This window comes from Fusibacter paucivorans (genome assembly GCF_018390735.1).
Taxonomy (GTDB): Bacteria; Bacillota; Clostridia; order Peptostreptococcales; family Acidaminobacteraceae; genus Fusibacter; species Fusibacter paucivorans.
Genome location: NZ_JAHBCL010000034.1, coordinates 35,078 through 49,066, shown reverse-complemented (window position 1 = coordinate 49,066; position 13,989 = coordinate 35,078). Strand labels below are relative to the sequence as shown.

Genomic DNA, 13,989 nt, shown 5'->3' with positions numbered 1-13,989 from the left:
CGCCGGCTTTCTTCAGATTCCTCGTCGCCAAGGACACCCTTGCCTTAAGCTATACACTTCCCACTACCAGGGTGTGTTAGGGACTCTCACCCGTTAGATTACGCCCATACCGGGCACACCATAAGAAAGACGCGCGACCTGCTATTTGTCACGCGTCTTGTTTGATATCTTGTTTTGATGTCTTGTTTGATGTCCTATTTGATGATCCGACCATCTTTAGCGCTGATTCACCGTATTCACATCATTCTTTAATATAAAAGGAACGATTGTCGATTGCACGCATGGTTGCGAGAATACCGTCTAAATGATCGTATTCATGCTGCAGTAGCTCTGATAAGTCGCCTTCCAGCGTCAAAGTCTGTTCCTGCCACATCATATCTCGAAATGCAATTTTGATTTTATAGTGTCTCTTTACCTTAACGAGCAAATTGGGGAAGGACATGCAGTCGTCGAGTACTGTCATCTCTTTATCGCCAATAAAGGTAATAACCGGATTGATTAACACGGTTGGGTGTTCAATATGCATATAGAGCACCCGTTTTTGAACCCCTATCTGCGGTGCGGCAATGGCTCTGCCGGCATGGTGCTTCTTCCTGTATGCCATCAGTGTATCATGCAAATCCTGAATGACGGGCTTTAATTGTGTCACTTCACTTTGCACCACGGGTTCACTGATTTCATAAAGTCTGGGATCGCCCAATAACAGAATAGATTGTTCCATGTACTGCCTCCTTTTAGCACATACGGTGATCAATAAACTAACCTTAATGAAGGATGAATCAATTATATGATAATCCTTTCTTATTCATACGAGTATCGTTGCCAGACGGCATGACATCGTGAAATAGTCATAACGCATGTTGAAAATAGCCACACCATTTTTATTAAAATTGGTGTACGTCTTTGATTCTAGTATAAAATTGATCTTGTATGGTATCAATGGTAAAATTATTTGCAGAACAATTTTTGAGAATCAGACAATGCCAATCTTTGGCCTAAAAACAGATCATGTAAATAATCATGTCATCATTTTAACGCCACTATATCGAATCGTAAAAATCATAAAATTAAGGGGTATACATAATGGACGAAGCAGCACTCTATCAATTAATCGTTTTCAATTATTACGTCCTATTCGAGCAGGAAGGCATTGATGTGGATTATCAGGCAATCGTCTCTGCAAATGCTTATGACGCTTCTCAAACCATGCATGTTTGGGATGAGACGCTTAATCCTATTTTGCCTGCGTTTTGGTATATCCTGCACTTGCCGAGAATGGGTTTTGATGTGATCGACAATGACATTGAGCTTGTGCTGCACGCACATGATGAACCGCACAATATCATCCCATATCCTTATACGGTCAGTGAACCTTTAATACAGCAAGAACTGAATCGCGGTATTGTCAATCCCACTCTGATCATTTGTGCAGACGCCATTTACGATGCCGTTATCCAAGATAAAACATTGGCATCATCAGTATTGGGCATTGTTAAGGTATCAGAACTCTCGACGGCATTGATGCAGCAACACTGGCAGCAGCTTAAAGACAGAATCGTCGAAAACTATGAAAATGCCGTTCCATGCGTCATTGATCCTTCCTTCAAGCTTACTGAGTGGGACGAACGGAAAATACTGCCGCTCATCCCATTGGCCAATCAGTTTGGTTATTCAAAGCAGCTCATTGATGAAGTCAGTGCCTTAAATACAAAAGGGCATCACAACCGTTATGTAATGGGCATGCGTCAAAGACTGTTAACAGTCTATCGCAAAATGGCAGAGAATGACCCGCAATTTAAAGCGCGCACAGAAAAGGATTTAATTGAAAATCCCAATTTTAATGGTGTCCCACTGGTTATTACGCTTCCCGGCATTATGAAACATCAGAAAAAAAATTTAAAGCGAATGCAGCAGCTGCCAAAAGTAGAGAAGGAAGTTATACAAATCTTAGGCACACATCGCGCCGCTGCTAAAAATGCACTGTATATCGAAATGGGCAGCATTTCTCAGGAGCTCTTTACCGCACTGGCTGACCTAGAATCACATTGCAAAGACGTGCGAAAAATAAATAACGCCTATGTTTGGCGCATATTGAAAAAAATAGGGAAGTTATTATCACAGAAGCTGGAATCTCATGATATTGATATCATCCACAACGTTTCTCAGCTTACCGTTTTTTCTGATTTTCCAATTGGACTGGCTATTTTACCGGGGTGTACCTCGCCGTTATGCTGTATCAAGCCCATTTCGTATCGGCCGCTGACACCACTCACCAAGGCCTTACAATATGAAATGTTGAAACCCCCTCAGATCTATTTAGGCAAACAATTAAAAATTGTCATTGCAGAATGTGTTGAGCGAGACGATAACATAAGAAGCACCTGTGACGCCTTAAGTCAAACGCTCGTTGAATTAACAAAAAACGAAGCAGATGTCAGCTTGGTCATAGAAGAAATCAGTTCTGTGAACCAGTTTAAGCAAATGCTGAAAGAGCATACAGACGCTGATATATTGCTGGTTTCGGCGCATGGTACATACCATGTTGAGCACAATATGGCTGGACTGGTCATTGGCGATCAAATTTGGATGGCAGATGACAATGATATCGAAGTGCCACCAGTGGTTCTGCTGAGCGCCTGTCACGTCATGCCAAGAGGGCACGGTGTCGTTACCGTCGGCGATCTCTTTGTAAGGGCAGGGGCAAAAGCGGTACTCGGTACCTTTATACCGGTCAATGTACGTCGAAATGCAACCCTAATCGCACGATTGTTCACGATTATCTTTGAAGTGCGAAGGGGCTGGAGTCACATGCGCACGCTTGATCAAATTTGGAGCGATGTCGTCGGTACGAATCCAATCCACGAAATCATTGCTTCATCATCATTGAAGTATTCTAAACTTGAAATATGGGCAAATACACTAAGGGAAGACGGTTCTTTCCCGCAAGCGGATTTTAAAAACAAATATTCTGTTGGCAGACTGCGTCCGTCACATGCCTATGAAGACACCGAGACCATCTTACGTGAAATCGCATACCGTGATGGCCTCGGAGCTTATTATGACGCCTATATTCATACACATGGTTACTTTCCGGAATCCGTATTCTATCAGTTCATTGGCATGCCTGAAAATATTTTTCTGAGAAATGCCGTGATGGAACAGTTTGCCATAGAGGATGATCCCATCTGATATTATCAGCAATTGCAATTACAGCTGCACCCCGCGCTTTGACCAGTATCGCCCACATACTGTATTGATTGCGTCGGACAGAGATTTTGACAGCCGTGACAACCGTCAATGCAGCCTTCCGGAAATATAACTTTTGGCGTTTGCGTTTCTTTAGCATAAACACTATGCGTACATTTGCCGACACATGCACCGCATTCAATACACGTTTCATAGTTGATTGTAGGATACCATTTCTTTGACATAAGCATTCTCCCCTAAGCATTTATAAATTTATTGGCTTCAACAAGCCTTGTTGCCGTTTAAAAACTATTTTTTGGAAAAGCCCACATTGCCGATGCTCTCTGAAATGTTATAATATTTTCCAGGGGCGTAGATGAGCGGATCAAGATCATACATATCAATTTTTCCGTATCCGACATCTTCAATGGTTTCATCGACAAGTATATTTTTGACTTCACCAATATAGATACTGCTGTTTTCCTTTTCGATGACATCGACTAATGCACATTCATAAACCCAAGGTGAATCCTTTAAAATCGGTACCGCCAGACTGCTTCCTTGGAAAGTATCTACATGGATCGCTTCACATTTATTTTGATGATAGCCTGATTGGGTACCAAAATAATCGGCAACCGGCATCATATCGGATGTCACCAGATTTGCAGAAAACATTTTATGCTTTTCAACAAGTTCACGCGTCAGTTTTTTGCCTCTGGAGGCAAACATGAGCATTGGCGGTTCTACCGAACAGAATGTCACCCAAGTAATCAGTGCAAAATTAGGCTCGCCATTGTCTTTATAAGTTCCGATGAGGTAAACGGGTTGAGGAAAAAAGCCTCGTTGTGGTTGGATAGAATGATGACGCATACCGTGCCTCCTTATAAAATTTCCAATACATATGTACGTCGGGGAATATGTTATATCATACGCCGATGTACAAACATTGTCAATCATTTGACAATGAAGCCGCATTCAAAATACTGTTATTGCAGGCTCTTCATGAGATGAACGATTCTCGCAAAATCAATCTCATGGCTTTTGACAAAGACCTAAGCAACCCTGAATGATTTGACACACAAAACCCAAATAACTTAAATCGTAGGAGGCATTAATAATGGATCAATACAAATTTCACGAGATTAGGCCTAATTTTTACAGTATCGAAATGGGCATGGTACGCAGCTTTTTATTTGTTGGCGAAGCCGAAATGCTCTTAATTGATCTCGGAATCGGCGGCAGCGCATTAAAAGAACAAGTCAAAAAAATTGCCGATTTACCGATTAAGGTACTTTTCACACATGCTGATCGAGATCATGTGGGGGATGCGGCCGATTTTGAAACGCGTTATATGTATCCCGGTGAACTCGACTATTATGAAAACAGTGCAGAAAACCCTGTTGACATGGAAGCCGTTTGGGAAGGCGATGTCATTGAAATCGGTGATTATCATTTGGAAGTTATCCATTTGCCTGGGCATACACCGGGCAGCATTGCTTTGCTTGAAAGCGGCAAACGATTCTTAATCGGCGGCGATACCGTCCAAAAAGGACCGATTTTTATGTTTGGCAAAGGCCGCAATTTTAACGCTTTGATTGCGAGTATGAAAAAGCTCAAACGCTATACAGATAATATTGATGTGATCTACGCTTGCCATTTTGATCTTGAAAACCCGGTGTCAACCATTGATGCGGTACAAAAGGGAGCTGAAATGATGCTGGCCGGTCAATTAAAAGGTGTGCCGGAAGCGCGATTCGATCACAAAGTTTCTCGTTATGATGCAGCGGGCGTCTCGTTCTTTGCACTTTAATGAAAAAGGAATGACACGATTAAAAAAATATTGTTCTGGCTTTCTCAATTGACGATTGACAAAAGCGACACACATGTCGTATAATAATTCACGACACATGTGTCGTTTTTTTTGAAAAGGAGCTTATAATGGTTTCCAAAGGTAATCAGACTAAAATACGCATTGTTGAGGCGGCGACTTCACTTTTCGCAGAGAAGGGGTATGTTGCCGTTACGATGAAAGATATCTGTGAACGCTGTCACATGAGTCGGGGCGGCGTATACCGATACTTTGCGTCAACAAAAGAAGTTTTTATCAGCATGCTGGATATGGATTTTGAAAAGAATCTCGAAATTGTGACAGCATGCATTCAGGAAGAGACAGATGCCGATACAATTCTTAAAGCGTATTTTAAGCAGGAAATTGAAAACATCCGCAGCCCGCAAAGTGGGCTCTATTTTGCCATTCATGAATTTGCCTTTGCAGAACCCGATCAAAGGTTTAAGATGAATCAGCGCGTTCATGACGGCATCAGGATACTATTGATGATTTTTGAATACGGTCAGAAAACTGGTGCTTTTAAAGACTTTGATCATGAAGCAGTTGCTGTTCATATGATTTACTTCATGGACAGCTTAAAAACATCTTCAACAATACTCGATATTTCTGATGAAATGCTGTCAAAACAAATGGCATTGCTGAGTAATATGGTAAACCGTTTTGAGTAGATTTTATTATTCATAATAGAAATCTTGTTGCAGGAAGGGAAGTGTAGCGTATGATGAAGAAGACGCTAAAAGAAAATTATAAAGCACGTGACATTATTGGCGGTATTTATCGCCTTAATTGCAATGGCAACGACATGTTTTGGCTTAGATCCGCTAAAGAACTGGATAAGGCGCAAAATCGATTTCAGTTTTTCGTCAAAACGAATAATCACCCTGAACCCGTCATGAAACAGGCCTGGCAAACGTATGGTGCAGAATCTTTTTCATTTGAAATTTTGGAAACTTTAGAAAAAAAGGAGACACAAACAGATATTGAATATCGTGAGGATCTAAAAGTACTGCTCGAACTCTGGCCTGAAAAATTATCGTCATCGCCAGGTTTCAGTAGCTGAATTCTAACCACTTGTTAAATGCACTTGTGCATATAAGGTTTTTGTTGATTTATTGACTAAATATTATAAGTACTTAAAAAATGAACCACCCTACAAAAGGGTGGTTCTGTCTTTTTATACTGATCTATCATCTTGGGAAAAGGACATACCTATTTTAACATGTCGAGCAATTCTTCGAGTTCTACGGTTAATTGAATTTAACTACTTAATTTTGAACACTTTGATGTGATCGCTTAGAAGTCTCGAAAGTTCGTTGAGTTTCTCAGCGTTTTTCGCAACTTCTTCTATGGCCTTGCTTTGTTCTGACATGGAAGCATTGACTTCTTCGGTTGCTGCCGCAGTCTCTTCTGAAACAGCTGAAATATTATTGGTAACCATGACGATGTCATTTTTCGAACGGTTCAATTCATTGAGTTCCGAAGTCACTTTATCAAACTCTTTGGTAATGCTCTCAACGGATTCGAATATTTTGGTAAATGACGTGCTGACATCTTCAACCGCTTCGGATTGCTCATCATTGATCTTCTTGACTTCATCCATAACGAGAACCGTTTGACGCGAGTCAATTTGGATGCTGTTGATAATGGACTGAATTTCGTCTGCCGCCATACTTGAATTTTCCGCTAATTTTCTGATTTCATCAGCGACGACGGCAAAACCTCTGCCGGCTTCACCGGCTCTGGCAGCTTCAATAGAGGCATTCAGCGCCAATAGGTTTGTCTGGCTGGCAATTGAAGTAATCGTCGCAATAATATCGGTAATATCATTGGTCTTTTTATCGAGGTTAATAACCGCCGTAGCGATCTTTTCATTCGACATTTTGCCGATTTCTGATTTTTCTTTCAGCGTTGCCAATGTTTTCGAGCCCATTTTATTAGATTCTATCGCATGTTCTGCATACTGTTGCATCATTTCGCTGTTTTTCATGAGGAAATCGAACTTTTCATCAATAACGTTTACAATAACCGTACTCTTTTCAGCTTCTTCCGCTGTGTTTTGGGAACCTTTTGAAATATCGTCTATGGCTGATGCCACTTGATCGACGGTTGCAGTCGTTTCCTCTGACATAGCAGCCAAAGTTGCCGCAGATTCGACCATTTCGGACGAAACCTTTTGCGATTCGCCAACAAGGGATCTAATATTATTCGTCATATCGTTAATCGCATTGGCTAAAAGTTTCGTTTCGTCGCTCGACTTCGTTCCCACTTGGATCGTAAAATCGCCCTCTTTGATCTTACTGGTAGCCTCAACGACTTTAATAATTGGGTTGCTAATGGATTTACCGACGAAGAATGCCAATATCGCAGCGATGATAATAATCGCAATGGTAATTGTCAGCATGATATTAAAGAGATCCTGTATCACGCGCATGACTTCGTCTCGCGGAACACTGGCAGCCACAATCCATCCATTACTTAAATGATCATAAGCTGAAAATACTTCTTTGCCGTCAAATCGTGTATAAGACGTAAAGCCATCCTGATTATTATTAAATTCATCAATGAGGAACTGGTAGTCACCGGTTGATTTAATGTTGACTTTTGTATCATTCATCCCATCGCCATCAGAATCTTCCCATTGAATCGTCGGGTGAGTGATAACGTCACCATTACTGTCAATCATATATAAATAGCCTGTATCATATAATTGAATTTGATTTAAGCTCTCTTGAACATCCTTCAAATTCAAATCCATGCCGACCATTCCCACAGTCACGCCGTTTTTAATAATCGGTGTAACAAATGATGTAATCAATTGACCTTTTGTCGTTTCCGTAGTGCCCATGTAAGGGAAGGTCCACATTGTCTTGCCATCTTTAACAGGAAGATCAAACCATTCATGCGGTTCGTTGTAGTAGTCTAGATCAATCATTGGCTGCCGTTTGAAATCATCGCCATAGACCCAGCAATCGGCGACATCGCCAAACAGCGCACTGTTAAAATAAATATAAATGGAGTTCGTAATCATTGTGCTTTTACCCATTTCTGCAAGTTTCACTTCATAGGTATCGCAGAGATCACGCAAGACTTGTATATCCGCTTTGGAAGCATTGATATCGACATCAATGGCAACTTCTGCACTGATCGCCTTTGCCAGTGTCTCGATTTCCAAGAACGACTGATCGATTTTTGAACTGTTAGCCAAAATTTGATTTTGTCCCAGCATCGTTGCCTGATTGCCGACATTTTCGTTCACAATAAAGGTTACAGCCCCTAGTGTTACGACTTGAGCAACTAAACTGGTTACAATAATTGCGATAATAATTTTTGTCGAAATATGCCATTTAATTTCTTTTTTCTGCCCATTATTCTTTCTTGCCATTTCCCCAGCCTCCTTCGTAGAATATACTAATCTGATACCCCAAGGCTGAGCATATACGACAAAAAAATCTGACAATTCACAATAAACATATTCTACCAATTAGTGTCATCGCAACTCTTTCGGGAAAAGGGCACACTATTTTACCACAATAAAAAAGATGCTGTTCACTGCCAATCTCACTGTTACTGTGATACTGGCAGAACACCATCCGTTTATGCAGTTTCGTAGAAGTTTACTTTTTATCAAAGTAAAAATGCCTGTATAATATCTTTAAATGAATCAGGATAGACATGTCCCAATGCTTCAAAATAGCGTTTTTCATAATGGTAGCCAATGCGCTTAGCTGCCTTTTCAAATTTCAAACACTGTGGATAGCAGTCGGCATCATCTTTACCGCAACTCACTAAGAGTTTGACATTTTTCTGCTGTAATGCTTTGATGATCTTTTCGAGGTCACGATCAATGACGGGTATCCAAGGCGATTGTAAAATCAATTGATCACAGGTTGTATCCGTTTCTGCTAAACACCTTAAAAGCGTATTGCAGCCTGCTGAAAACCCGCCGAACACAATGGACTGATAGGTATCCTTTTGAATAGACTTCATTGCATCAGCCAACTGCTTAGGACTTTCATCATCATCTTCCCATCGAAAGAGCTGGTAGGAATCAGGTGTTGGAGACTGGAAATATTCTATTTGATAATGCTTTGTCGCGACATCGGACCAATAGTATTGGCTAATGGCATTATTCTGCTGATTGCCGTGTAATACAACCATCAATTTATCAGCTTTCGTTTCTTTTCGTGTGAATAGGGGAGCAGCCTCTGCTTTCGTACTTAGATAGCGTTCATAAGCAGTTGCTTCAAGACGCTTGAAGCGTTCATCATCCCGAATACTGTCTAAGTCCTCATCCTCAAATACTTCCGGACGATACCACATTTTTTTGACATCAATGGCTTCTGTCATCCAGTTGATCGCAGCTTCTTTTTTATCAGTAACTGCTGCCAAACAATACAAAAAATTATAAACTTGGCTGGACGCATCATTCAGCAAATGCAAATTGGAAAGTAAATAGCGATATGCTTTTGCAGCGCCCTGTTCTTCTAATATCATTAGTGTTCTATCTAATAATTGTTCTTCTATCATTTTTTCCTCCCATTACGGTTGGCATGCGAAGGCATTATTGGCGTATTCATGGAATATTGCCATTCTCCAAAGCCAATGCCTCTATTTGACTGTTTAAATAATTTTCATGCTCTTCACGACTTCTTGTAATAAATTCATATGTTAAGAATTCGGGTGAAAGGCGGTCAATAAGCGCTTTGACGCCTTTTACGGTGAAGGGCTCATGTTCATCCATCTTAAAGACATATGGGTACACCTGCATCATTCGCTCAACATATGTGCCTGTGATTGTCGGCGGATTTGCAATCAGCGATTTTACATAGTTTCCGGTCAGACTCTGTTGTAGGTGAATGCCTTTAATATATTGACACAGAGAACCATGTGCATCTAAAACCGCATTGATATAAGCCAGTCCCTCAGCCTGAGATGTAATTTCTAAATTTGTGTGCATCAAATGACCCGTATCCAGCATAATGCCTTTTTTAGCATATTGAATACCATCCATTAAATATGCAGTGAGGGAAGCATCCTTTAAATTAAAACCTGCCCACCATAGATTCTCAACGAGAAAGTAAAAACTGTAATCCCCATCCGCCAAGATTGCATTAATCAGCGCCAAGCACGTATCGACAACGGCTCGATCTGAGTGGTCAAACTTGTAGGTCAACGTTTCTGTCGTCGAGATATCCGTCGCATGAAACACCACATATGCGGCGTTCATATGCTCTGCAAAATCAAGTTGCGCTTTATAGCGCTTAATCATTGCATCCTGATCTTCGCCAAGCACTTGTTTTGCCGTTTCCCAGTTGTCATATTCAGAGAAGACGCCGGCTTCATTGCCATGCCAGAAGTCCACCCAGCAATTATCGAAAGCCAGATGAATACCTACCAGCAAATCTGGCGGCACGACACCCAACGTATTTTCGCCATAGGGCAAGAGTTCAAAACCGTCTAATTGATAAGTGCTGCAAAATTGTCTGACATCTCTTTCATCAGCAAAACGTTCGAGGTCGCAAATCGTATTGGTTATATTGGTCGTTATCTTCATCTTCTGTCTTTCTCCTTTGTCAATCTTATTTCTATCATAACATAGGAATGCTTCCAGAATAGGGGAATAACTGCCGCTGTATTGATAATATTTAGGCCTTATCACTCAGGATATTGACAAATAATTATCAGTTCAGAGCATTAAAAAATCGCGCTAATTCAGATGGATTTGCTTAAACCAAGATAAATATTGATAACATTTTAACACATTTTATTGATATTGTATGGCTAATCGATTCATTTTAAATGAAAATTATTATCACTGTTTTAATCATTGACCTTTTTTTGTCTGTTGACACATTCATCATGATGTTGATATGCTAATTGTGGATGAATTGTTTATTTTGACATTAAAGGGGGATTTGACATGAAACGCTTTAAAACACTCAAGGGTCTTCTTATCTTTGGTGCAATTGAGGGCATCAGCTATTGGCATTATGATCCTGAAAATCTAGAAATGTTCCTTTTCGTTTGGGTATTTATCTTCGCAGCACTCGTTGTATTTAGATGGGTACAGGGAGGTGCATCACCACTCAGTATGCTTGGGCTATCCGATCAAGATCGCTATAGTGGTGCTGCCAACAGTTTCAACGAAATTCGCTATGGCGAATCGCGGCGAACATACAGACGCAGTGATACCTACAATCTCTCTTTCATCGTAATGCTCAGCATCAACGTCATCATGATGATTTTGTATTATTTATTGACATGAGCACGGGGATATGCTAACTTATAATTGAAATATACGACTAAGAATAAGTAATGTATACGCATTTTAATCTGTATACAGGGAAATGGAGTTTTGATGAGTGTCGTTCAGTAACAAATAGTAATTTAACCGATTGATCGTAGAAATTGTTTTGTCTTATGATAAAGCTTTGTTTGTGTACGCATCAATCAATCTATTTGATTGCCGAACAACTATTCAAATGCTTTGACTTCTATTGAATGAAGACCACCGTAACACTTCATTCCAGAAGACTTTATTTTGATTTTGAATCGTGATTCGCCGTGAATCACGATTTTTTTATATTCAAAAATAGATCGAGTCATATGATTGACTTTTGACTTTTGATTTTTGATCTTTGACTTTTAATGTTTGATCATAAAAAATGATCATAGTCAATTGATGCTCTATGCAAAAAATCATTTGAAATTTCAGCTCAGCTGAATCGGCAATCCAAATACCATTATCACGATAAAACAAATGAGGAAAATGCCGTGAAGCAATTCCTTTAAATCAATGATCTGCTAATTTGGAGGCAAAAATGATCGATCAAAAAACATTGGACACCTTAGGGTACAACGATATTAAAACCGCAATAAAACGCTACACATCCAGTCAACTCGGCAAAACACTTGTTGACAACATGATGCCGCAGACTGAACCCGCTGTGGTACTCAAGTTATACGATGAAGCCAAAGAAGCCAAGGCCATTTTAGAAGAGGGAACGGGACTGAGTCTTGGCGGCATTAACGATATTACACCGTTTGTCCAAAAAGCTGATAAAGGCGTTGTCCTTCAGCCTGAAGAACTCTTAAAAGTCGCTGACTTTATGCGCTGTATTCGCAATCTTAAGAAGTCGCTTGAAAAATACCAGTACACGGCGCCGCTTCTTTACAGCTACGCATTGGGACTTGAAAGCTTTAAAAGTGTTGAGGCTGACATCGAGTACTGCATCGATGGCAGCATTGTGCATTCACGCGCCAGTCATACACTGCAAAAGGTGAGACAGCGCATCAACGTCCTGCACAGCAGCCGTATTGAAAAACTCAATAAGTTTCTGTCATCGGACCGAAATGCCAAACATATTCAAGAACTCTACTACAGCCAGCGTGATGGCCGATATGTGATTCCCATCAAGGCTGCATCCAGAAAATTTGTTGAAGGAACAGTCATCGGCGCCTCATCGTCAGGCTCCACGGTCTACATCGAGATTGAATCCATCAAAGATTTAACGGTTGAGATCATCATGCTGGAATCGCAGGAGCGAGAAGAATGCTACCAAATCTTGAAACGTCTGACACAGTCGATACTCGAACATCACGATGCCATTGTCGCCGCAATTCAAATCGTCGGAAAATATGATTTCATTATGGCGAAAGGCAAGTACACCATCGCCATTGGCGGCTATCCCATTGACATTACAGACAATGAAATCATCCACTTAAAAAAGGCACGTCATCCCATGCTTGGTGAGACAGCGGTGCCGCTCGATGTTAATGTTGGCAATGATTACCGATCACTTATCATTACCGGCCCTAATACCGGCGGCAAGACACTAACGCTTAAAACGGTTGGTCTCATGGTTCTCATGACGCAAAGCGGTATCTTGCCGCCCGTAGCAGCGGGCAGCAAGATTTCACTCTTTAATAAGGTCCTGGTAGACATCGGCGATTCACAGAGTATTGAGCAATCACTGTCCACTTTTTCAGGCCATATGCAGTCTCTTGTGGATATCATCAGGCGGTCATCGCGCCGGACACTGATACTCATCGATGAAATCGGGACGGGAACAGATCCTAAAGATGGGGCGGCGCTCGGAATCGCCATTTTGGAAACCATCTATAATCGCGGCGCCATTACGCTCTCATCAACACACTACAGCAAAATTAAAGAATACAGTGAACTGCATCCGGGCTTTATGAATGCTTCCATGGATTTTGACCGGACGACGTTAAAACCGCTTTATAAGCTGCTCATTGGCGTTTCTGGCGACAGTAATGCCCTTTGGATATCAAAAGAGCTTGGACTTCCTGACAAGGTTTTAGATCGCGCACGCGAAATCAACAGCACACATGAACATGTTGCGGCAAGACAGATTAGTCAGTTCAGTAAAAAGAAAGACCGCGTCGCCACGCTTAGAGTACCAAAACCGATTACTCGTTCAGAAGCAGAAGTTTATCATCAAGGTGATCTGGTCATATTGAACGAAAGTAGTGAGAAATGGCTAGTCTATGCACATGATGAAGCCCAACACGTGCTCACCGTTTTTAAAGACGGACAGTATCTCGATGTTGGCGATCGACGCGTCACGCTGCATCAGCGCGCTGAAATGCTCTACCCAGAAGGTTATGACATGGCACAGCTCTTTGTAGATTTTAAAACGCGCAAGCTTGAAAAAGACATGAAAAAAGGACGATTTAAAGATTTAAGTGAACTAAATGAACGTTTAAATGCATTAAAATAATTTCATTTCAAATCGTTTACAAGCATATTAAGAAAACGCCATTTCGAAAGAATTGGCGTTTTCCTATGTTAAGATAAAGTTGAAATACAGCATTTAACAACATCGGGTAATTGCATCCTTTTCGTTTAGCCCTTTTACCATCCATCTGTATAGCTTTCGTTAAGATGGGAATTTGGCCTAATGTGACGAAGGATCAACTTATCGCTATTA

12 protein-coding genes are annotated in these 13,989 nt (G+C 40.9%); 6 read left to right on the top strand and 6 right to left on the bottom strand.

Annotation, left to right across the window (positions count from 1 at the left end):
• Positions 1–241 precede the first annotated feature (241 nt).
• Positions 242–721 carry a peptide deformylase gene (locus KHM83_RS16420; RefSeq protein WP_213238136.1) on the bottom strand — a complete coding sequence of 160 codons (480 nt, stop codon included), beginning with the start codon at positions 719–721 and terminating at the stop codon, positions 242–244.
• Positions 722–1,083: 362 nt separating this feature from the next.
• Here KHM83_RS16420 and KHM83_RS16415 point away from each other — a divergent pair, with 362 nt between their 5' ends.
• On the top strand, positions 1,084–3,189 hold the full coding sequence (locus KHM83_RS16415; protein WP_213238135.1) for a CHAT domain-containing protein: 2,106 nt from the start codon (positions 1,084–1,086) through the stop codon (positions 3,187–3,189).
• 5 nt (positions 3,190–3,194) lie between these two features.
• Here KHM83_RS16415 and KHM83_RS16410 read toward each other — a convergent pair whose 3' ends face one another.
• Entirely contained in the window at positions 3,195–3,431 is a 237-nt protein-coding gene (locus tag KHM83_RS16410; protein WP_213238134.1) for an ATP-binding protein, read from the bottom strand.
• Positions 3,432–3,495: 64 nt separating this feature from the next.
• Complete coding sequence (locus KHM83_RS16405; RefSeq protein WP_213238133.1) at positions 3,496–4,056, bottom strand: flavin reductase family protein; 561 nt, start codon at positions 4,054–4,056, stop codon at positions 3,496–3,498.
• A 247-nt stretch (positions 4,057–4,303) separates the two neighbouring features.
• On the opposite strand from KHM83_RS16405, the gene KHM83_RS16400 reads away from it, so the two are divergent.
• From KHM83_RS16400 to KHM83_RS16390, 3 genes are all read left to right on the top strand, one after another.
• Positions 4,304–4,996 carry an MBL fold metallo-hydrolase gene (locus tag KHM83_RS16400; protein WP_213238132.1) on the top strand — a complete coding sequence of 231 codons (693 nt, stop codon included), beginning with the start codon at positions 4,304–4,306 and terminating at the stop codon, positions 4,994–4,996.
• Positions 4,997–5,124: 128 nt separating this feature from the next.
• Complete coding sequence (locus KHM83_RS16395) at positions 5,125–5,703, top strand: TetR/AcrR family transcriptional regulator (protein ID WP_213238131.1); 579 nt, start codon at positions 5,125–5,127, stop codon at positions 5,701–5,703.
• A 50-nt stretch (positions 5,704–5,753) separates the two neighbouring features.
• Complete coding sequence (locus tag KHM83_RS16390) at positions 5,754–6,095, top strand: GIY-YIG nuclease family protein (protein ID WP_213238130.1); 342 nt, start codon at positions 5,754–5,756, stop codon at positions 6,093–6,095.
• A gap of 201 nt (positions 6,096–6,296) precedes the next feature.
• On the opposite strand, the gene KHM83_RS16385 is transcribed toward KHM83_RS16390, so the two are convergent.
• The 3 genes from KHM83_RS16385 to KHM83_RS16375 all read right to left on the bottom strand — a co-directional run bounded on the left by KHM83_RS16385 (position 6,297) and on the right by KHM83_RS16375 (position 10,589).
• The gene (locus KHM83_RS16385) at positions 6,297–8,417 is read right to left on the bottom strand and encodes a methyl-accepting chemotaxis protein (RefSeq protein WP_213238129.1); all 2,121 of its coding nucleotides are present in this window, start codon (positions 8,415–8,417) and stop codon (positions 6,297–6,299) included.
• A gap of 242 nt (positions 8,418–8,659) precedes the next feature.
• The gene (locus KHM83_RS16380; protein WP_213238128.1) at positions 8,660–9,562 is read right to left on the bottom strand and encodes a TPR end-of-group domain-containing protein; all 903 of its coding nucleotides are present in this window, start codon (positions 9,560–9,562) and stop codon (positions 8,660–8,662) included.
• 46 nt (positions 9,563–9,608) lie between these two features.
• Positions 9,609–10,589 (bottom strand): apurinic/apyrimidinic endonuclease family protein, encoded by a 981-nt coding sequence (locus KHM83_RS16375; protein WP_213238127.1) that lies wholly within the window; start codon positions 10,587–10,589, stop codon positions 9,609–9,611.
• Between the two features lie 366 nt (positions 10,590–10,955).
• Between KHM83_RS16375 and KHM83_RS16370 the strand changes: the two genes are divergently transcribed.
• Together KHM83_RS16370 and KHM83_RS16365 are read left to right on the top strand one after the other, a co-directional pair.
• Positions 10,956–11,300: a hypothetical protein gene (locus KHM83_RS16370; protein WP_213238126.1), complete on the top strand. Its 345-nt coding sequence runs from the start codon at positions 10,956–10,958 to the stop codon at positions 11,298–11,300.
• Between the two features lie 556 nt (positions 11,301–11,856).
• Positions 11,857–13,779: an endonuclease MutS2 gene (locus KHM83_RS16365; protein WP_213238125.1), complete on the top strand. Its 1,923-nt coding sequence runs from the start codon at positions 11,857–11,859 to the stop codon at positions 13,777–13,779.
• The last annotated feature ends 210 nt before the right edge of the window (positions 13,780–13,989 follow it).